Origin of the sequence: Tenacibaculum soleae (assembly GCF_001693415.1) — a bacterium.
Taxonomy (GTDB): domain Bacteria; phylum Bacteroidota; class Bacteroidia; order Flavobacteriales; family Flavobacteriaceae; genus Polaribacter; species Polaribacter soleae.
In genome coordinates, this window is record NZ_MAKX01000001.1 from 297,525 (window position 1) to 318,043 (window position 20,519).

The following is a 20,519-nucleotide window of genomic DNA, read 5'->3' on the forward strand; positions in this document are numbered from 1 at the left end:
TATGAGTTTTAAAGACACAAAGATACATTTATCGTTTAAAAAATTCTATTTTCGTTATATGATTTTAGTTACAGGAGGAACAGGTTTAGTAGGCTCACATTTATTATATCATTTAACTCAAAAAAATGATACGATTCGTGCTATTTATAGAACTGAAGAAAAAAAAGAAAAGGTAAAAAAAATATTTTCTTACTATACCGAAAATATTGAGCAATTATTTAGCAAAATTGAATGGATTAAGGCTGATATTACTGAAATTCCATCTTTAATTCCTGTTTTTAAAGGTATAACAAATGTATATCATTGTGCTGCTTTGGTTTCTTTTAATCCGAAGGATTATAGAAAGATGCGTCAGGTAAATATTGATGGTACCGCAAACATGATTAACTTATCTATTGATGCTAAAGTTGTTAAGTTTTGCTTTGTAAGCTCTATTGCTGCGGTTGGAAAAGCTATAAACGGAAAACCTATTGATGAGGAAAATGAATGGGCAGACGAAGACAACAATAACGGGTATTCGATTACAAAATACGGTGCCGAAATGGAAGTTTGGCGCGGTAGTCAAGAAGGATTAGATGTTATAATTGTTAACCCAGGGGTAATTTTAGGCAGCGGTTTTTGGAATGAAGGATCGGGAAAATTATTTACACAAATAAACAATGGATTTAAGTTTTACACAGAAGGTATTACTGGGTTTGTAAGTGTAAAAGATGTTGTAAAAGCAATGATTTTATTATTGCAATCTGATATTAAAAACGAACGATTCGTATTGGTATCAGAAAATAAATCTTTTAAAGATGTTTTATTTACTATTGCAGATGGTTTGCACAAAAAGAAACCGTATATAAAAGTTGGAACGCTAATAACTTCGTTTATTTGGAGAATTGATTCGGTAATAACTTTGATAACAAAAAAAGAGCCTTTGCTAACTAAAAATTCAGCAAAGGCCTCTCACAATAAATCTTATTATTCGTCAGAAAAAATAGTAAAAAAATTGAATTTTAAATTTGAATTAATCAATACGTCCATCAATCAAATTTGTGAAAATTATAATTCATAATTATTCACGCTTCTTTATATTTAACGGTTTTCTTTTAAAAACAACTTTACTTTCTTCCTTAAAATCTTCTTCTAAAATTAATTTGTCCTCAATTTTTTTATTTTTACCCCTCAAGGTATCTTTTCCTATATAATATGTTTCTATAGAGTCTAAATTCTTTTTCACTTCTTTAATCATATCAGAATATTCTTCTATTTCAGAAGTGTAATATTTATTACTAAGATCAAATCGTAAACTATCAATTTTATACTTTTCATACACCAACATCATATAGTTTTTTTCTTTTTTTAAAAACTTATTTTTAACATTTTCGGCAGATGAAGCGATATACATATCTGTTAACAAAATAACCATAGAGTCTTTAGGGATTAAAGATTTTGGTGCTTTGTAAATAGTATTACTTGTGGTGCATGAAGTAATAAGTAACAGAACGATTATGTAGGTTATTTTTTTCATTTATGCTTTAAACTCTAAGCGTTTTCCTTTTGTGTTCTCGTCGAAAACCCCATTAACAAACATCAAGTTTCCGTTTACAAAAGTGTGTGTTATTTTACTTGAAAACTCAACACCTTCAAAAGGAGACCATCCACATTTATATAATATATTTTCTTTAGCAACCGTCCAATTTTTATCAGTATCAACCAAAACTAAATCGGCATAAAAACCTTCCTTTATAAATCCGCGTTTTTCTACCCTAAATAATTTTGCTGGGTTATGACACATTTTTTCTACCGCTTTTTCAATTGGTAAAACTCCTTCTTTTACTTTTTCTAAGATAGCTGTTACTGCATGTTGTACTAATGGGCCTCCACTAGGTGCTTTTGTATATACATTATCTTTTTCATCTAAAGTATGCGGCGCATGATCGGTGGCAATTACATCAATTCTATCATCCAATAAAGCTTTCCATAATCCGTCTTTATCTTTTTGAGATTTTACTGCCGGATTCCATTTTATGTGAGTTCCTTTTTCCTCATAATCTTTGTCTGTAAACCATAAATGGTGCACACAAACCTCGGCGGTAATTTTCTTTTCTTCTAACGGAATATCATTTCTAAATAATGCTGTTTCTTTAGCTGTTGACAAGTGAAAAACATGTAATCTTGCGCCAGTTTTTTTAGCCAACGCTATTGCTTTTGAAGATGATAAATAACAAGCTTCTTCACTTCTAATAATTGGATGATATTTTAATGGAATATCATCACCATATTTTGCTTTATATTCTTCGGTATTTTTTCTAATGGTAGCTTCATCTTCGCAGTGTACCGAAATTAACATATCAGTTGATGAGAATATCTTTTCTAAAACTTCTTCGTTATCAACTAACATATTTCCAGTTGATGATCCTAAAAACAATTTAATTCCTGCTACATTTTTAGGATTTGTTTTTAACAACTCTTCTAAATTATCATTCGTACCACCAAACATAAATGAGTAATTAGCATACGATGTTTTAGAGGCTGTTATAAATTTATCTTCTAACAACTCTTGCGTAGTTGCTTGCGGTACCGTATTGGGCATTTCAATAAACGATGTTATTCCACCAGCAATAGCTGCTTTACTTTCGGTAGCTATATTTGCTTTGTGAGTTAATCCTGGTTCACGAAAATGTACTTGATCATCAATCATACCCGGAATTAAATATTTTCCTTCTGCATCGATAATTTCAACATTTGAATTCGCATTAATTTCGGTTGAAATTTCTTTTATATAATTCCCTTCAATTAAAACATCGCCTTTAAAAACTTTGTTTTCGTTAACAATAGTTGCGTTTTTTATTAAATATGATTTCATAATTATTTTGGTAAACCTTTTAATTTCATTTTTATAACTCCAAAAATAGCTTCTTTTATAATTCCTGAACTTAGTTTTGATTGTCCTAAAACTCTATCAGTAAAAATTACCGAAACTTCTTTTATTTTAAATTTATGTTTCCAAGCTTTAAATTTCATTTCTATCTGAAAAGCATATCCTATAAATTTAATTTTATCCAATTGTATTTTTTCTAAAACTTTTCTTTTGTAGCATACAAAACCTGCAGTGGTATCATGAATTGGCATTCTTGTAATTAAACGCACATATTTTGAAGCAAAATAAGACAATAACACTCTGCTCATAGGCCAATTAACAACATTTACACCTACAGAGTAACGTGACCCGATAGCTACATCTGCCCCGTTATTTTTGCAAGCTTCGTATAATTTTACTAAATCGTTTGGATTGTGCGAAAAATCGGCATCCATTTCAATAATAAAATCATAACCTTTATTTATAGCCCATTTAAATCCATGAATGTATGCGGTACCTAAACCGTTTTTACCTTCTCTTTTTTCTAAAAAAAGATTATTTGGATATGTTTTTTGTAATTTTTCTACAATATCTGCTGTTCCGTCAGGTGAATTATCATCAACAACTAAAATATCAAACTCTTTTTTTTGATTAAAGGTTGTTTGTATTATTGCCTCGATGTTTTCTTTTTCGTTATAAGTAGGAATTATAACTAAAGCGTCTGATTTCATGTAATTTTCATCTAAATCTGAGCAAATATACACTAAATAATCACTAATTTTGTGTTAAATAAAAGCATAAAACAAATACAATTGCAAGCAATAGAACGCATTATAACTGACAATAATTGGATTACTTTGGTAATTGTATTTGCTATTATTTTATTAGCGTTAATGAAATTACTTGCGCCAAACAAGTTATTTGGTTACACCCTTGCTTTTTTCACCCCTGGTTTTTTTAAAAAAAAAGTAACTAATAACACTTCTTTTTACACACCTTTTAATTTATTATTGTTTTTATTTTCTTCGGTTGTGATTGCTCTTTTTTTAATTTTAATAATCAACTTAACTGATACTGATTATGATGTTAGTTTTTTTAATTATTTAATTATATTTTCTTTCTCTATCTCTTACTTATCTATAAAACATTTTTTAAATTTCTTCCTATCAAATACATTAGGGCTTTCACCTATTATTAAGTATTTTTTAGTACTTAAATCAGAATACTTAAACTCTCTCTGCTTACTACTACTTCCTATTATTATTGTGTATCAATATGCCTTTAATAGTGTTATTTTTTTATTAATGTGTTTTGGTATCTTATTTATTTTCAGAGGGTTTTTAATTTTAAAAAACAACAAAAAGATAGTATTACGTAAGTTATTTTATTTTATTTTGTACTTTTGCACCCTTGAAATAGCACCGCTATTAATTGTTTATAAAATAACAACGACTACGTAAAGAGAAAAATATATGAAAGTAAAAACTATTTTAGTTTCTCAACCAGCTCCTAAGACGGAAACTTCTCCTTATTTTGATTTAGCTGAAAAACAAAAAGTAAAAATTGATTTCCGCTCTTTTATTCATGTTGAAGGTATTGACGGAAAAGAAGTTCGATCTCAAAAAATTGATTTAAACAACTATACTGCAATCATTTTAACGAGTAGAAATGCAGTAGATCATTTTTTTAGAATTGCTGAAGAGATGCGCTTCACAGTACCAGATAGCATGAAATATTTTTGCCAATCAGAAGCTGTAGCTTATTATTTACAAAAATATGTAGTATACAGAAAGCGTAAAATTTATGTGGGTACTCGTACTTTTCCTGAATTAAGTAAATTGATAAAAAAACATAAAGACGAAAAATTTTTACTTCCTTCGTCAGATAAACTAAAACCGTTAATCCCAGCAGAATTAGATAAATTAGGTGTAAATTGGAAACGTGCTGATTTATATAAAACAGTTGTGAGTGATTTATCAGATTTAGAAAATGTTTTTTACGACATCTTAGTGTTTTTTAGTCCTTCAGGAATTGATAGCTTATTTAAAAATTTCCCTAATTTTAAACAAAATGACACTCGAATAGCTGTTTTTGGTAATTCAACAATTAAAGCTGTTGAAGACAGAGGGTTGCGTGTAGATATTGCTGCACCAACACCTGAAACTCCTTCAATGACTATGGCTTTAGATAAATATATTAAAGACAACAACAAAAAGTAACATTTACTTTTTTATAATTATAAAAACCATCAAAGATTTTGTTCTTTGATGGTTTTCTTTTTTATATCCGTAAGTATAAAGTACGTTTTACGTCAAAATTGAAAAATTAAATTCAATGATCTTATTACTTCTTTTTATTGCCGCATGTTTTTTAGCATACAGTAATGGTGCAAATGATAATTTTAAAGGTGTTGCTACCTTATTTGGCGCGGGAATTACTAGTTATAAAAAAGCCATAAATTGGGCTACAATTACAACTTTTTCAGGGGCTGTTGCTGCTATTTTCTTAGCAGAAGAATTAGTAAAGAATTTTTCAGGAAAAGGATTAGTTCCTAATGATTTAATACAAACTCCAAATTTTGCAATTGCTATTGCCTTAGGTGCCGCTATTACCGTTTTTACTGCAACTAAAATAGGAATGCCTATTTCAACAACACACAGTTTAGTTGGTGGTTTATTGGGTGCAGGAATTATGGCCGTAGGTGCAGAATTTAATTTTACAAAACTTAGTAATACTTTTTTAATCCCATTAATTGTTAGTCCACTCATGGCTGCATTTTTAAGTTTAACTGTTTATTTATTCTTTAAATTTTTACGAAAACAAATACCCACATTAAATAAACAACACTCAACTTTATTAAACATAGATTCTAACAAAATTTTAGATTCGTTACATTATATAAGTTCAGGTATTGTAAGTTTTGCTAGAGGATTAAACGACACTCCTAAAATTGTAGGTTTATTAATAATTATTAATACAATTAACATTAAATGGAGCATGATTTCTGTTGCAATTATTATGGCTTTAGGTGGATTGATAAATGCTAAAAAAGTAGGGGAAACAATGAGTAACAAAATTACAAAAATGAACTCAGGTCAAGGCTTTACCGCCAATATAATTACCGGGCTATTAGTAACTACCGCAAGTGTTCATGGCTTACCTGTTTCTACAACACATGTTTCAGTTGGTTCTCTTTTTGGAATTGGAACCGTTACAAAAAAAGCAAACTATAAAGTAATTGGTAAGATTATTTTATCTTGGATACTTACCTTACCAATAGCAGCAATTATGAGTGCGCTGATTTTTAAATTACTAGAAATTGTAGGATAAAAAATTAGTATATTTATTGTGTAGTTACTAACATAATTTATATGTAAATGAATAAATATTTAGACATTATAAAAAACTCTTATACAGATTATTGGAACTATCTGAAACAATCTGTTTTAATGGAATTAAATTGGGAGAATTATTTTTACGGTTTAATTATAATTTCTTTAGTTGTTTGGGCGTTAGAAATAATTTTTCCTTGGCGAAAAAATCAATCAATATTTAGAAAAGATTTTTGGCTAGATGTTTTTTATATGTTTTTTAACTTCTTTATACTGAATTTAATCGTTTTAATAGCTTTATCTAATTCGGCAGCACAATTTTTTAATGATTTTTTAAATACGTTCAATTTATCAATTAAGAGTTTTCAAGTTTTTGATATTAATCAATTTAACTTTTGGATAAGAATTTTTATCTTTTTTATAATTATCGATTTTGTGCAATGGTTTACACATACATTGTTACATAAATATAATTTTTTGTGGAAATTTCACAAAGTACATCATTCAGTAAAAGAAATGGGATTTGCTGCGCATTTACGTTATCACTGGATGGAACCTGTGTTATACAATTCAATGAAGTACATTCCGTTAGCAATTATCGGTGGTTTTACAGCCAAAGATGTAGCTTTTGTTCATTTTTTTAACATTACTATTGGTCATTTAAATCATGCTAACATCAACTGGGATTATGGTTTTTTAAAATACATTTTAAACAATCCTAAAATGCATATTTGGCATCATGCAAAAGAACTTCCAGAAAACAGAAAAACCGGTGTCAATTTTGGAATAACCTTAAGTATTTGGGATTATATTTTTAAAACAAATTACATTCCGTATAATGGAAGAGATATTGAATTAGGTTTTGAAAATGATGAAAATTTCCCACAAGATTTTATCAGTCAAGAATTGTATCCGCTGCGCGAGAAGTAATTAAATGAACTTAAAAATACTGCCCAATTCCAAAAACAAATCCTTTTGATGCATTTTTAGTTAAACCATATCCATAATCAATTCTAAATATTGCATTAAATATTTTTTTATTGATAAACCGTAATCCTAATCCTGAGTATGCTTGTGTATTTTTCGCTTTAACAAAATCACTAAAACTACCCCCTGGTTTTCGCCAACTACCTACATCAACAAAAGCATTTCCTTGTATTGCTAGCCAATTATTTTCATACATTGTGTGTCGGTATTCGGTATTCCAAACAATACTACCTGTACCTCTATCAACTAAAATACCAACACCTCTTAAGTTTACGTTATTATCTAATGCAAAAGGTGCAAACGGACTTTTTATGTTTGATGCCAAGCCTACTCGTAATCTATTTGCCCAATTTCCTTTTTCACCTACTCTTTTGTAATATAAAAAATCATTCCAAAAAACTAAAAAATCATCTTGATATTCATTTTCAGAAATCACGTATTGTCCATAAAATTGACTTTTAAATCCACTTATATATTGATAATGATAATTTAAATTATCGTAAGTATAAACTATTTTAAACAACCACTTATTTACGTTTAGTTTTAAAGGAACCTCGGGCGATGTACTTCCTGATAAATAATTGTATTTTTCTATAAAATAATTCAACCCAAACTGTAGGTTATTTTTAAAATTTGTTTGATACAAAGCAAGCGCTTCGTATGATGTGTTTTGATATTTGTAATTAGCCGTTTTATCATCAAAATACAAAGGCTCTTCACTTATCCATTTTTGATGATTTAACGCCAAACCCCATTTATTAGAAAACAATGTTGGTGCTTTAAAATTAATACCATATGAATCAAATCCGTTATTTTGATAAAATGCTCCGAGAATAATATTTTGCCCTAGAAAATTATAGTCTGAAACCCCAATTTTATACGCTGTTTTTTCATTCGTAGTCGTCCAAAGGTTAAACTCTGGTATTAGCGTATGATTTTCTACAACATTTACAAAAACATTGTACTTGTTTTCATGTGAATGAAATACTTGAAAATAAGCATGTGAAATTGCAGGCAAACGTTTTAAACGCACCATATCTTTACTTAACAAAACAGAATCTAAAGAAGTGTTATTTTTAGTTGCTAAAATCTTTTTTATCAGCCCTATTTTTGTTTTTTTTAACCCTTTAATTTTTACATCAAGAATTTTATTTTTTTGTGAAAATGAACAAAAATTGATTCCAATAATTAAAAACACTATTATTTTATTGCGCATATAATTTTCTAACTAATTCTTCTGTTGGTTTATTTTGTGGCGTAAACCTATTATTTTTTTCTCCACCAACTTCTTGGTGGTTATGAAACCATTTCCAAATAAACCCGCCAGCAAACCAATTTTCTTTCCAAAATTGATTATACAAAGCTTGCATTGCATTTTTTTGATTTTGATGGTTTATTTTATCAATAACCCTTTTAGACTCCCAAGGTTGTTTCCCTGTATAATCTACACTTCTATATCCATACTCTGTAAACAAAACAGGTTTGTTTACTTTTTTTATAACCTTATCAATTTCCTTTTTATGAATTTGCCAACCTTGTTCAAATTCTTTGAGAGTTGGTGATTTTTTATCACTTAACGGAAAATAGGCATCAATACCTATATAATCTAATTCATTCCAAAAAGACACTCTTTTATACTCGTCCCAATTGGCTGCATAAGTAAGTTTTCCTTTATAAATACTTCTAATTTTTTTTATCAGTCCTTCCCAAAAAACCGGTCTATTTTTAACAAATTGTTCTAATTCGGTACCAATACAAAAAATATCAGCTTTTAAATTTTGTGCTGTTTTTGCATACGTTAAAATAAATGCTGCATATGATGTTTCTAAAACCCTCCAATCATCTTCATTTTTCATTGTTATATTTCCGGTAAACTCGCCTTTCCAAACCCATATATGAGGTTTTATCATCAGTTTAATATTATTCTTTTTAAATTCCTCAGCATATTGAATTACTCCTTTTTCAGTTTCGCCAAACCATTGTCGATTTGTATTATGAGTTATTGTAGGTGATGCTAAATCTTTAATAAAACCAAAAGGCATCAGCGCAACATAATTGGCAGACACCTTTATAACTGGGGATGTATGTTTTTGGTTTATCTTATCAGAAGAAGCTACAAAGCTAATTCCGTTTATTTTTTTTGTTTGACTTTTACACGATAAACAGAGCAAACAAAGTAAAAGGAGTTTATATAATTTCATAACTCCTAATTTACACATTTTTTAAAATAACGCTCGTATGCCAATATTGAAACTCTGCCCTAATCCATTATTGGTTCCTCTAACAAAATTACTATACAAAGCTTCTATATTTAACTCTTTAGTTAATTGGTATTTTCCTCCAAAACCTAACGCAGTATAATCTTGTGTAAAATCTCCGAAACGCTCAGAATGTTGAACAAACCCTAAAACAGTTGCTTTAGATGATGGAAAATAACTCATAAAAACACTTGGCACTAATAAATAGCTATTATTAGCATAACTTTTACCTTCCTCTCCAAAACTATATTCAGTATTTAGTTCAGTAAATAGTTGCCATTTACCTCCTTCGAATGTATAGTCATAAAAAAATCTATTTTGAAAAATCCATGAAGCTTGATCTAAAAAAACTCCATTAGCATCTTGCTCAACATCAACTAAAGGAATATGAATTGCAGATTGTATCGATAAATTTCCTAAGCTTTTTAATGGTTGAAATTTAATTGCCGGAGCAATAGAGGTAATTCCTTTTCTTTCGGTTTGTCCACTTTCTAAACTAAAAACAGATAAAGCTTGCCTCCCACCAATTGTATTGGATCTAAACTCTGCTAAAAAACCAATATTAAAACGATTATTATCTGAAATCCCTGTAAAAATCTCAACAGACGATGTAAAAAAGTTTTCTCTTAATTTTGATTTTGAATCTCCGTTTTCATTTGCAAATTTTGTTTCTGTATATAAGTTATTTCCCCATTTAACATCCCATTGCCCTTTATTTAATAGCTTTGATGGTGTATACGTTTGTATATTACTTTTTTCTAACTCTTTTTCTTGAGAGTAACCTTTTATAACGCTAAACAACACTATTGCAACAATGTAACCGAATTTAATTTTCATTTTTAATCTTTTTTAATTGAATTATAAGACGTAGTATTTTTAATTTACTTGCATTTTATCTTTATTTAAAACCATTCTAAATTTATTTATTCTATTAAGTTCTTAACTTTAACAACGACCTAACTGCAAATCAACTTTTATGGAACACGTTGTTATTATCGGTAATGGAATATCTGGTGTTACTGCCGCAAGGCATATCAGAAAATTATCTGACAAAAAAATTACCATTATTTCTTCTGAAACTGAATACTTCTTTTCAAGAACTGCCTTAATGTATGTTTACATGGGGCATATGAAATTTGAACATACGCAACCTTATGAACCTTGGTTTTGGAAAAAGAATAACATCGAATTAAAAAAAGGGTTTGTTAGCCATATAGATACTCAAAAAAAGGAATTAGAATTTAAAAATGGAGAATCTTTTTCTTTTGATAAATTGATAATCGCTACAGGTTCTAAACCTAATAAGTTTGGTTGGCCAGGTCAAGATTTAGAAGGTGTTTTGGGAATGTATCATAAACAAGACCTAGAAAAATTAGAAAAATTTGCTCCTAATAACAAAGTATGTAAAAGGGCTGTAATTGTTGGTGGTGGTTTAATAGGAATAGAACTTGCTGAAATGTTACATAGCAGAAATATACCCGTAACTTTTTTGGTACGTGAACAAAGTTTTTGGGGTGGAGTTTTACCAAAAGAAGAGTCTGCAATGATTAACAAAGAAATTACTAACAATCATATTGATTTACGATTAGGTGTAAACCTAAAAGAGATTAAAGCTGATGAAAATGGACAGGTAAAATCTGTTATAATTGCTGAAACTGGCGAAGAAATAACATGTAACGTAGTTGGATTAACAGCTGGAGTTTCGCCAAATATCGATTTTATAAAATCTTCAGAGATAGAAATTGGTCGTGGTGTAAAAGTAAACTCGTTTTTAGAAACCAACATTAACGATATTTATGCCATTGGTGATTGCGCTGAACAACATGAAGCAATTGGTAATCGCAGGCCAATTGAAGCTGTTTGGTACACTGGTAGAATGATGGGAGAAACTGTTGCGCAAACTATTTGTGATAACAAAACTGCCTACAAACCCGGGCATTGGTTTAACTCTGCTAAATTTATTGATATTGAATATCAAACCTACGGTTGGGTTTGGGCGAAACCTAAAGAAAATGAAGCTCGTTTTTATTGGGAACACCAAAGTGGCAAAAAATGTATTCACATTAATTATGACAAAAACACCCATGAGTTTATTGGAATTAACACTTTTGGTATTAGAATGCGTCATGAGTTTTTTGATGCTGTTTTAACCAACAAAAAATCGGTAGAACATGTTTTAGAACATTTAGCAGATGCTAATTTTGACCCTGAATTTTTTAAACTTCACGAACCAGAAATTATTGCAAAATTCAACAAAGAAAACGACACTAATATTCAACTAAAAAAGAAGAGTTGGAAACGAATTTTTAATAAAGCATAATTACATGAAAACAATTAAAAACATCGGATTGCTAATATGCTTTATCGGTTTTGCAATTTTTACTGCAAGTATATTTACAGGTACAAATAACGTTTCTCAAAAAACTTTTGACACGTGGGCAGCTCAAAAGGTAAAAAGTGAGTTTTTTATAGAAAAGGCACAGCATGAAATTGTAGATAAAAACTTAAGTACCTATGCTTTATCCTCTAAAATAATCGAAATAGCAAAAGCATCAAACCAATACCATAAAGCACAAAAAGAAATTGCTTGGGATAAAATTATCTGGTTAAAATGGAACAAAACATCTAAAGATTTTATATATCCTTTGGTTAGAGAATCGGCAACGGGTTGGGTTAAAAACAATCAAAGTTTATTTTTCTTTTTAACGTTTGGATTAGCAATTTTAGGAGGCACAATTGCTTTTGCTACAGATTACAAATTATTAGGTCCAGCAGGGATTAAAAACAATGGTATTTTTCAACATTCAGCAACCAACAGAGGTTATTTAGGAATTGTAGCTTTTATATTTTTTGTGGGCTTTTATATGTTCCTATACTTTTACCCTAACTATTTGGTAAATCCTATTTTAGCAACCAACCCTATTAGTAAAAACTTAAGTGGTAACCCTGCTAGCCAATGGTTTTTATACGGATTTATGTATTGCGCAGTAATGAGTGTTTTTGCTATAAGAATGTTTATCAAGTACCGTCATAATAACTATCAAATACTACGAACAGCAGTTGTATTATTTTTTCAAATTGCTTTTGCCTTTTTAATTCCTGAAATATTAGTTGCTTTTAACAAACCTTGGTTTGATTTTAAAAATGCCTTTCCGTTAAATTATTCTTTCTTTTTCGATTGGAATATCAACAATTTATTAGAAAGCGGAAACTTAGGTATTTTTATGTTGGTATGGGGAATTTTACTAACCTTAATTATCGTTCCTGTAATGGTTTATTTTTATGGAAAAAGATGGTATTGTTCTTGGGTTTGTGGTTGCGGTGGATTGGCCGAAACCCTGGGTGATCCATATAGACAGTTATCGAGTAAATCATTATTTTCTTGGAAAATTGAACGCTATTTAATACACGGAGTTTTAGTTTTTGCGCTAGGGATGACTGCCTTAACTTTATACACTTATTTTGCTGAAATAGAAAGCTGGAAAGAAATTGCTTTTGGTATTTCTGCTTATGATATACAAACTAGCTACGGATTTTTAATAGGCTCTATTTTTTCTGGAGTTATAGGAACCGGATTTTACCCTATTTTAGGAAACCGTGTTTGGTGTCGTTTTGGTTGCCCGTTAGCTGCTTATATGGGATTTGTACAGCGTTTTAAATCTCGTTTTAGAATTACCACAAACGGAGGGCAATGTATTTCTTGTGGTAATTGTTCTACTTATTGCGAACAAGGAATTGATGTAAGAGCTTATGCACAAAAAGGAGAAAACATTGTTCGTTCTAGCTGTGTTGGTTGTGGCGTTTGTTCTGCTGTTTGTCCGCGTGGAGTTTTAAAGTTAGAAAATGGTCCAGAAGAAGGACGTATAAACCCGACAGAAGTATTACTAGGAAACGATGTTGATTTAATGAAATTAGTGAATGATAAATAAAGTAAAATATAATACTCAAAATATTTTTTTGCTTTTGTTATTATTTATCAGCATTACAATATTAGGGCAAAAAAAATACACAAAAATCAACTTTAAAAATGGCAATATAAAAGCTGAAGGTTGGATTTTAAAAACAGCAAAAGTTAAGTATTGGAAGTTTTACTATAAAAACGGAAACGTTAAAAAAGAAGGACATTTTAAAAATAATCATCCTGATAAATATTGGTACTTTTACCGTAAAGATGCTTCTAAAGAAAAAGAAGGACATTTTAGTAATAGAAAACAAAACGATTGGTGGTTATTTTATGATAAAAATGGAAATGTTAATCATAAATGCCAATTAAAAGACAACCAAAAAAATGGCTATTGTTTACTGTATAAAAATAAAAAATTAACGAAAGCATCTAAATTTAAAAACGGAAAAAAAATAAAAGAATGGGATAGCTTTTCATCTTTCAAAAAAGAAAACAAACTCTCTGACTTACAATAAATAATGAAGCAATCAATTAAAGTTATCATTCCTGCTTACAATGAACAAGATTCAATTGGACTTGTAATTAACGATATTCCATCAATTGTTGATGAAATAATTGTAATTAGTAACAACTCAACCGATGCTACCGAGCAAAATGCAAAAAAGGCAGGAGCAACTGTTTTAACAGAAAACAGAAGAGGTTATGGATACGCTTGTTTAAAAGGTATGGAACACATTGCTAATCAAAAAAACAAACCAGATATTGTTGTTTTTTTAGACGGTGATTATTCTGATTACCCTGAACAACTTACCGAATTAGTATACCCAATCATCAATCAAAATATAGATTTTGTAATTGGTGCTCGGGTTGAAAAATTAAGAGAAAACGGTTCAATGACTACACAACAAATTTTCGGAAATTGGTTAGCTACTTTTTTAATGAAATTTTTTTTTAAGGCAAATTTTACAGATTTAGGTCCATTTAGAGCTATCAAATACGATAAATTACTTGCTTTAAACATGGAAGATAAAACCTATGGCTGGACGGTTGAAATGCAATTAAAAGCTTTAAAACAAAAATTTAGCTATACCGAAATACCTATGAAATATAGGAACAGAATTGGTGTATCAAAAGTTTCTGGTACCGTAAAAGGTAGTATCTTAGCCGGCGTTAAAATATTAACTTGGATATTTAAATACAGTTTTAAATAATGATTTTAGAGTATATAATAATAGTCATTTATACTATTTCGTTGATACTAATTTTTATGTATGCTTTAGCACAATTAAACTTATTGTTTAATTACTTAAAAGCGCAAAAGCAACAAGATAATTCGCCAAAATTCGATTTTTCTAAGCCCGAAGAAATCCCTTTTGTAACCATTCAGCTACCGGTATTTAATGAGTTGTATGTAATGGAGCGTTTGCTAAATAACATTGCAAAAATTAAATACCCGAATCACAAATTAGAAATACAAGTTTTAGACGATTCTACAGATGAATCAGTAATTTCTACCGCAAAACATATCGATCAACTTAAAAAAACAGGATTAGATATTGTACACATTCGAAGGGAAAACCGTCAAGGTTTTAAAGCCGGAGCGTTAAAAGAAGGACTAGAAATTGCTAAAGGAGAGTTCATTGTTATTTTTGATGCCGATTTTTTACCTCAAGAAGATTGGTTAGAAAAAACTGTTCCTTATTTTAAAGATCCTAAAATTGGTGTGGTACAAACACGTTGGGGACATATTAACAGAAATTACTCAACCTTAACAAAAATTCAAGCTTTTGCTTTAGATGCCCATTTTACGTTAGAGCAAGTTGGTAGAAATAGCAAAGGGCACTTTATAAATTTTAATGGTACAGCAGGTATATGGCGTAAACAATGTATTTATGAAGCTGGTAATTGGGAAGGCGACACCTTAACTGAAGATTTAGATTTAAGTTACCGAGCACAATTAAAAAACTGGAAATTTAAATACCTAGAAAATGTAGAAACACCAGCCGAATTACCCGTAATAATTAGTGCAGCTCGCTCACAACAATTTCGATGGAATAAAGGTGGTGCCGAAAACTTTCAAAAGATGTTTAAACGGTTGGTTACCAACAATAATCTATCCTTTAAATCAAAAATTCATGGGCTCTTACATTTGTTAAACAGCTCTATGTTTTTAAACGTATTTATTGTTGGTATACTAAGTATTCCTATGTTATATATTAAAAATGAGTATGCTCATTTAAAACCTTTCTTTTACACAATGAGTTTTTTTGTTATTAGCTCTTTAATATTTTTCATTTGCTATTGGCATATGTATAAAAGAACCTATGGCGCTGGTATTAAAAACTTTTTTAGCTATGTAGGTACTTTTTTCACATTTTTCTCTATTGCTATGGGGTTTTCTTTACATAACTCAATAGCTGTTTTAGAAGGTCATTTTGGTAAAAAAAGTGAATTTGTACGTACACCAAAATTTAATATTAAAAGTCTTAAAGATGGCTGGAAAAACAATAAATACATTCGTAAAAAAGTATCTTTAAACGTAATCATTGAAGGCTTTTTAACCCTATACTTTGCCTTTGGTATGTATAGTGCTTTTATTGTTGGTGATCAAGGAGGTGATTTTGGTTTATTTCCTTTTCACTTAATGTTATTTACTGGTTTTGGATACGTGTTTTTTAAATCTCTTTTTTCTAAATCTTAATGCTCTTGTGGAAAAAATATAATGGAATTACCGCTATAATTTTATGTGTAATTTTATATTTTTTCTTTGGATATTTTTTAGAACGCACGCAGTTTAATTTGCTTTTATTCCTGTGGATTTCTCTCTTCGGATGCTTTTATTGGCTATTAAAAAGTAATACATTCTCTTTTAACACCTTAGCTTTACTTTCTATTTTATTTAAACTGATTTTTCTAGTTGCTATACCAAATTTATCACAAGATTTTTATCGATTTATTTGGGATGGCAGAATGATTTTTGAGGGATTAAATCCTTATTTATCATTACCAAAAGTATTTATCGAGCAGCAAAAATACCCAGTAAACCAAGCCGTTGAATTATACAACGGAATGGGAATAATGAACGGAAGTCATTACACCAATTATCCACCAATAAATCAATTATGCTTTTTAATAGCTGCTATTTTTGCCAACAAAAGTATTTTAGGTAGTGTTTTGGTTATGCGAGTTATTATTATTTTAGCGGATATTGGAATTTTATATTTCGGAAAAAAATTATTAGCATCGTTAAATTTACCAGTTCGTAACATTTTTTTATATGCTTTAAACCCCTTTATAATTATCGAAATGACTGGTAACTTACATTTCGAACCTGTTATGTTATTTTTTTTAGTGTGGAGCTTGTATAAACTACAGCAACAAAAATGGGTGTTAGCAGCAATACTTTTCGCCTGTTCGGTTTCGGTAAAATTAATTCCTTTATTATTTTTACCCTTATTTTTTCAATGGTTTGTAAAAAAAAGGGTTCATAATAAAAGTTTAATTACATGGAATTGGTTTAAGTTTTACTCCGAAAAACCACAAAAATTACTCTATTTTTATCTATTGATTCTAGCGATTATACTTTTATTGTTTTTGCCTTTTTACTCATCAGAATTAATTTCGAATTATTTTAACTCCGTTGGTTTATGGTTTAAAAGTTTTGAATTTAATGCTAGCTTTTATTATATCGCACGAGAAATAGGTTATTTATTTAGAGGTTATAATGAAATTGCTATAATCGGCAAAATAATGCCCATTTTAACTGTTTTATTTTTGATTGGACTAAGTTTTTTTCGCAACAATAAATCAACGATACAACTAATTACAGCCATGTTGTTTGGGTTATCTTTCTATTACTTTACCTCTACTACAATGCATCCATGGTATACTGCTACACTTTTAATTTTAAGTGTATTTACAAAATATAGATTTCCGTTAATTTGGAGTTTTGTAATTATTTTAAGCTATCAAGCCTATGCTAATTTACCATGGAAAGAAAACTTATGGTTTGTTGGCTTAGAATATATAATTCTATATGTTTTTTTAATTTGGGAAGTATCTATAAAAAAACCCACTTAATAAAATCAAGTGGGAAAAATTGCTATGAAAAAGAATGTGGTTTTACAACCACTTCTCAAATATAGAGAAGTCATTGCTTATAAACAAGTACTTTTTTAAAAAATTAGCCTTTTAACACGCTATTATTTTCTAGTTTATATTTTTCCTTACTTTCAAAACAAAATGCTTCTCCTTGATCATTAAACTCTAAACGATGCCCATATTCACTAATCCACCCTATTTGTTTTGATGGATTTCCTACAACCAATGCATAAGGCAGTACTTCTTTTGTAACAACTGCACCTGCACCTACAAATGCGAATTCACCAATATTGTTTCCACAAACAATGGTGGCATTGGCTCCAATACTTGCTCCTTTTTTTACAATCGTTTTTAAGTATTGATCTTGCCTTTTAATTGCGCTTCTAGGGTTAATTACATTGGTAAATACCATTGAAGGCCCTAAAAACACATCATCTTCACAAATTACTCCTGTATAAATAGATACGTTATTCTGAACTTTTACATTGTTTCCTAAAACTACTTTTGGTGATATTACCACATTCTGTCCAATATTACAGTCATTCCCAATTTTACAATCAGGCATAACATGGCTAAAATGCCAAATTTTGGTTCCTTTACCAATATCACTATTAGTATCAATTACAGCTGTTTCGTGAGCAAAAAAAGAATTTGTTGTATCCATAAAACAAAAATAAAAAACTCAACTTAAAAAGTTGAGTTTTTAAAATTATTCTACTTTAAAAGTAATTGGCAATGTGTATTTTACTTTTACGGGTTTATTATTTTGTTTACCAGGTATAAAGTTAGGTATTTTTGTTACTACTTTATTTGTTTCTTTTTCCAATCGCTTATGTGGTGCTCTAATTTTTATTTCAGAAACTACACCTGATTTATCAATTATAAACTGTGTAAAAATTTTATACTTTCCAGCTCTTAAACCTACATCTTGTGCTATTTCTGCGTTAAAATAACGCTGTACATGTTGTTGAATTTTACGTTCAAAACACTTTTTGTTTTCTATTTCTGATAAACCTTCACATCCTTTAAAAACAGGGGTGTTTTGTACGTTATTTATTGACATTGTATTCTCAACTAAGGGTTCTATTATTTTTGGTGTAACTATATTTTGGTTCGAATCAACAATAGGTGTGTTATCCTTGGTAGGCTTAATAATTGTTTCAATTACAGCTTCGGTGCTTTTAATAATTCTAGGAAGCACAACTGTTTTAACTATTTGTTTTTTTACCACTGCCTTTACTTTCTTTTCTACTTTTTTAACAACAATAGGGCGAGAAAATGTAAATACAGTTTCAATCGAATTATCAAAAGGAATAGGCACATCTGCTATTTTCTTTTCTGTTTCATACTCTAACGAGATAAAAACAATAAATAAAGTAAGTACCAAACCTAACTGAGTAAAAATTGATGAAAATTTTTCTAGTTGTTTTCTTGGAGATTTTTTTAGTTTTTTCATAGCTTTAATTTTTTTTAAGTTAATACTATGTTAAAAACAAGAAGTGTGCCAATAAAAAAAAGCAACCCTAATTAGGTTGCTTTTTTTTATATTTTTTGGTAAAATTTACTCTACATTAAAAGTAATTGGTAAGGTATAACCTACTCTTACCGCTCTACCTCTTTGTCTACCTGGTTTCATTTTAGGTATCTTTCTAGCTACACGCATAGCTTCCTTTTTTAATCTTGGGTGAGGTGCTCTTGCATTTACACCTGTTATAGAACCATCTTTATCAATTTTAAATTGAACATAAATTCTCTTTTTACCTGGTGCTAAGCCTAATTCATTTGCTAATTCTGAATCGAAATAGCGCTGAACATGTTTCTGTAATTTTTTATTTAAACAAGCTTTCTTTTGAGATTTTGTTCCTTTACATCCTGGAAAAATTGGTACTTCTTCAATAATTGCAAAAGGTACATCTTCTACCAAAACTTCTTCTTCAACTGCTTCTTCGATATCCTCTACTTCTACGGCTTCTGACTCATCTGTTTCTGTAGATTCAATAATTGTTTCTTCAACTTCTTTTTCATCTTCTACAACTTCTATCTTATCTGGTGCTGGTGGTGGTGGTGTATTAGGTTTTGGTTTTGGCGGTTCTATTTGAAGCTCTATAGTTTCTTCTTCTATTTCAGAAGCCATATTAGCCATTCCTAAATCTCCATACTCTTTATCGTATGTTTTATTTTCAATTGCAATATACGTTACAAATAAAGCTAAAACCAAACCTAACTGCATAAACAGTTTACTATAGTTTTCTAAGTTTGATTTTGGATTTTTCTTAATTTCCATCCTAAATATTTTTTAATAGTTCGCTAATTTAATTAAATTATTTTAACTTTTACAAGCTAATCCTTTAAATAGCTACATTTTTCTTAAAAAAAAGAAAGTAAATAATGTAAGCTATTAAAATACCCATCGTATTTGCTACAATATCTAACAACTCACCTGAACGATGTGTTGTTATTGTAACTTGAAGAGCTTCAATAACTATGCCGAAAAAAAAACAACAAAAAGCTATAAATAATTTGCTAGTTTTTGTTTTTTTAAATGCCAACAACCAAATAAAAGTTAAAATAAAATAAGCTATCAAATGCTTTAGCTTATCTATATTTTTTATTTGAATTTGTTGATTTTCAATTTTTATTAAGCTAAAAACAGCAATACCAATCGTAATTAGTATTGCTATTCTTATTAAATTACGACTTAATAAGTTCTTGATATGCTTCAGCACTTAACAAGTCTGCTGTTTGTGAATCGTCAGATAGTTTTACTTTTATCATCCATCCTTTTCCATAAGGATCTGAATTTACTAACTCTGGCTCATCTTCTAATGCTTCATTAAACTCAATTACTTCTCCTGATAAAGGCATAAAAAGGTCTGATACCGTTTTAACTGCTTCTACTGAACCAAAAACTTCTTCAATATCTAAAGTTTCATCTAAAGTATCAACATCTACATACACGATATCGCCCAATTCTCCTTGCGCAAAAGCTGTAATACCAATAGTAGCTACGCCTTCTTCTACCTTAACCCACTCGTGGTCTTTTGTATATTTTAATTCTGATGGAATGTTCATTGTTCTATTTTTATTGT

The 20,519-nt window shown here is 29.5% G+C and carries 22 protein-coding genes; 11 read left to right on the forward strand and 11 right to left on the reverse strand.

Going from position 1 to position 20,519, the window contains the following annotated elements:
• The first annotated feature begins 1 nt into the window (after nucleotide 1).
• Nucleotides 2-1,060, forward strand: coding sequence for an NAD-dependent epimerase/dehydratase family protein (locus tag BA195_RS01305; protein WP_338116831.1), 1,059 nt, complete (start codon nucleotides 2-4; stop codon nucleotides 1,058-1,060).
• Here BA195_RS01305 and BA195_RS01310 read toward each other — a convergent pair whose 3' ends face one another.
• Genes BA195_RS01310 through BA195_RS01320 form a run of 3 tightly spaced genes read right to left on the reverse strand, consistent with a single transcriptional unit; the run spans nucleotide 1,061 to nucleotide 3,579 of the window.
• Nucleotides 1,061-1,516, reverse strand: coding sequence for a DUF4296 domain-containing protein (locus tag BA195_RS01310; RefSeq protein WP_068701655.1), 456 nt, complete (start codon nucleotides 1,514-1,516; stop codon nucleotides 1,061-1,063).
• Nucleotides 1,517-2,854, reverse strand: a complete 1,338-nt coding sequence (locus BA195_RS01315) for a dihydroorotase (protein ID WP_176714935.1) — start codon at nucleotides 2,852-2,854, stop codon at nucleotides 1,517-1,519.
• A 2-nt stretch (nucleotides 2,855-2,856) separates the two neighbouring features.
• The gene (locus BA195_RS01320) at nucleotides 2,857-3,579 is read right to left on the reverse strand and encodes a polyprenol monophosphomannose synthase (protein ID WP_068701659.1); all 723 of its coding nucleotides are present in this window, start codon (nucleotides 3,577-3,579) and stop codon (nucleotides 2,857-2,859) included.
• 81 nt (nucleotides 3,580-3,660) lie between these two features.
• On the opposite strand from BA195_RS01320, the gene BA195_RS01325 reads away from it, so the two are divergent.
• The 4 genes from BA195_RS01325 (at nucleotide 3,661) to BA195_RS01340 (ending at nucleotide 7,110) form a co-directional block, all read left to right on the forward strand.
• A complete protein-coding gene (locus BA195_RS01325) occupies nucleotides 3,661-4,308 on the forward strand; it encodes a DUF4271 domain-containing protein (protein ID WP_068701661.1) in 648 nt (215 codons plus the stop codon).
• 12 nt (nucleotides 4,309-4,320) lie between these two features.
• Nucleotides 4,321-5,067, forward strand: coding sequence for a uroporphyrinogen-III synthase (locus tag BA195_RS01330; protein WP_068701663.1), 747 nt, complete (start codon nucleotides 4,321-4,323; stop codon nucleotides 5,065-5,067).
• Between the two features lie 115 nt (nucleotides 5,068-5,182).
• Entirely contained in the window at nucleotides 5,183-6,178 is a 996-nt protein-coding gene (locus tag BA195_RS01335) for an inorganic phosphate transporter (RefSeq protein WP_068701665.1), read from the forward strand.
• Nucleotides 6,179-6,225: 47 nt separating this feature from the next.
• Nucleotides 6,226-7,110 (forward strand): sterol desaturase family protein, encoded by an 885-nt coding sequence (locus BA195_RS01340; RefSeq protein WP_068701667.1) that lies wholly within the window; start codon nucleotides 6,226-6,228, stop codon nucleotides 7,108-7,110.
• Between the two features lie 10 nt (nucleotides 7,111-7,120).
• On the opposite strand, the gene BA195_RS01345 is transcribed toward BA195_RS01340, so the two are convergent.
• From BA195_RS01345 to BA195_RS01355, 3 genes are read right to left on the reverse strand one after another with little or no spacing between them, the layout of a single operon-like run.
• Nucleotides 7,121-8,383: a BamA/TamA family outer membrane protein gene (locus BA195_RS01345; protein WP_068701669.1), complete on the reverse strand. Its 1,263-nt coding sequence runs from the start codon at nucleotides 8,381-8,383 to the stop codon at nucleotides 7,121-7,123.
• Nucleotides 8,373-9,368, reverse strand: a complete 996-nt coding sequence (locus BA195_RS01350) for a glycoside hydrolase family 113 (protein ID WP_141677638.1) — start codon at nucleotides 9,366-9,368, stop codon at nucleotides 8,373-8,375. The genes BA195_RS01345 and BA195_RS01350 overlap by 11 nt, the downstream gene beginning before the upstream one ends.
• A 21-nt stretch (nucleotides 9,369-9,389) precedes the next feature.
• On the reverse strand, nucleotides 9,390-10,262 hold the full coding sequence (locus BA195_RS01355; RefSeq protein ID WP_068701674.1) for a transporter: 873 nt from the start codon (nucleotides 10,260-10,262) through the stop codon (nucleotides 9,390-9,392).
• Between the two features lie 139 nt (nucleotides 10,263-10,401).
• Between BA195_RS01355 and BA195_RS01360 the strand changes: the two genes are divergently transcribed.
• Genes BA195_RS01360 through BA195_RS01385 form a run of 6 tightly spaced genes read left to right on the forward strand, consistent with a single transcriptional unit; the run spans nucleotide 10,402 to nucleotide 17,409 of the window.
• A complete protein-coding gene (locus tag BA195_RS01360; RefSeq protein ID WP_068701676.1) occupies nucleotides 10,402-11,745 on the forward strand; it encodes an NAD(P)/FAD-dependent oxidoreductase in 1,344 nt (447 codons plus the stop codon).
• Nucleotides 11,746-11,749: 4 nt separating this feature from the next.
• The gene (locus tag BA195_RS01365; protein ID WP_068701678.1) at nucleotides 11,750-13,354 is read left to right on the forward strand and encodes a 4Fe-4S binding protein; all 1,605 of its coding nucleotides are present in this window, start codon (nucleotides 11,750-11,752) and stop codon (nucleotides 13,352-13,354) included.
• On the forward strand, nucleotides 13,344-13,844 hold the full coding sequence (locus tag BA195_RS01370; protein WP_068701680.1) for a toxin-antitoxin system YwqK family antitoxin: 501 nt from the start codon (nucleotides 13,344-13,346) through the stop codon (nucleotides 13,842-13,844). The genes BA195_RS01365 and BA195_RS01370 overlap by 11 nt, the downstream gene beginning before the upstream one ends.
• A 3-nt stretch (nucleotides 13,845-13,847) precedes the next feature.
• A complete protein-coding gene (locus BA195_RS01375) occupies nucleotides 13,848-14,540 on the forward strand; it encodes a glycosyltransferase family 2 protein (protein ID WP_068701682.1) in 693 nt (230 codons plus the stop codon).
• The gene (locus BA195_RS01380) at nucleotides 14,540-16,030 is read left to right on the forward strand and encodes a cellulose synthase family protein (protein WP_068701684.1); all 1,491 of its coding nucleotides are present in this window, start codon (nucleotides 14,540-14,542) and stop codon (nucleotides 16,028-16,030) included. Before BA195_RS01375 ends, BA195_RS01380 begins: the two co-directional genes overlap by 1 nt.
• On the forward strand, nucleotides 16,030-17,409 hold the full coding sequence (locus BA195_RS01385; RefSeq protein ID WP_068701686.1) for an MptA/MptB family glycosyltransferase: 1,380 nt from the start codon (nucleotides 16,030-16,032) through the stop codon (nucleotides 17,407-17,409). Before BA195_RS01380 ends, BA195_RS01385 begins: the two co-directional genes overlap by 1 nt.
• 103 nt (nucleotides 17,410-17,512) lie before the next feature.
• Here the strand turns inward: BA195_RS01385 and BA195_RS01390 are convergent, their stop codons facing one another.
• The 5 genes from BA195_RS01390 to gcvH all read right to left on the reverse strand — a co-directional run bounded on the left by BA195_RS01390 (nucleotide 17,513) and on the right by gcvH (nucleotide 20,502).
• Nucleotides 17,513-18,094: an acyltransferase gene (locus BA195_RS01390; RefSeq protein ID WP_068701688.1), complete on the reverse strand. Its 582-nt coding sequence runs from the start codon at nucleotides 18,092-18,094 to the stop codon at nucleotides 17,513-17,515.
• Nucleotides 18,095-18,139: 45 nt separating this feature from the next.
• Nucleotides 18,140-18,886, reverse strand: a complete 747-nt coding sequence (locus BA195_RS01395) for an energy transducer TonB (protein WP_068701691.1) — start codon at nucleotides 18,884-18,886, stop codon at nucleotides 18,140-18,142.
• Nucleotides 18,887-18,991: 105 nt separating this feature from the next.
• Nucleotides 18,992-19,714: an energy transducer TonB gene (locus BA195_RS01400; RefSeq protein ID WP_068701693.1), complete on the reverse strand. Its 723-nt coding sequence runs from the start codon at nucleotides 19,712-19,714 to the stop codon at nucleotides 18,992-18,994.
• Nucleotides 19,715-19,778: 64 nt separating this feature from the next.
• Entirely contained in the window at nucleotides 19,779-20,156 is a 378-nt protein-coding gene (locus BA195_RS01405; RefSeq protein ID WP_084442999.1) for a VanZ family protein, read from the reverse strand.
• Complete coding sequence (gene gcvH, locus BA195_RS01410) at nucleotides 20,122-20,502, reverse strand: glycine cleavage system protein GcvH (protein ID WP_068701695.1); 381 nt, start codon at nucleotides 20,500-20,502, stop codon at nucleotides 20,122-20,124. The genes BA195_RS01405 and gcvH overlap by 35 nt, the downstream gene beginning before the upstream one ends.
• Between the last annotated feature and the right edge of the window lie 17 nt (nucleotides 20,503-20,519).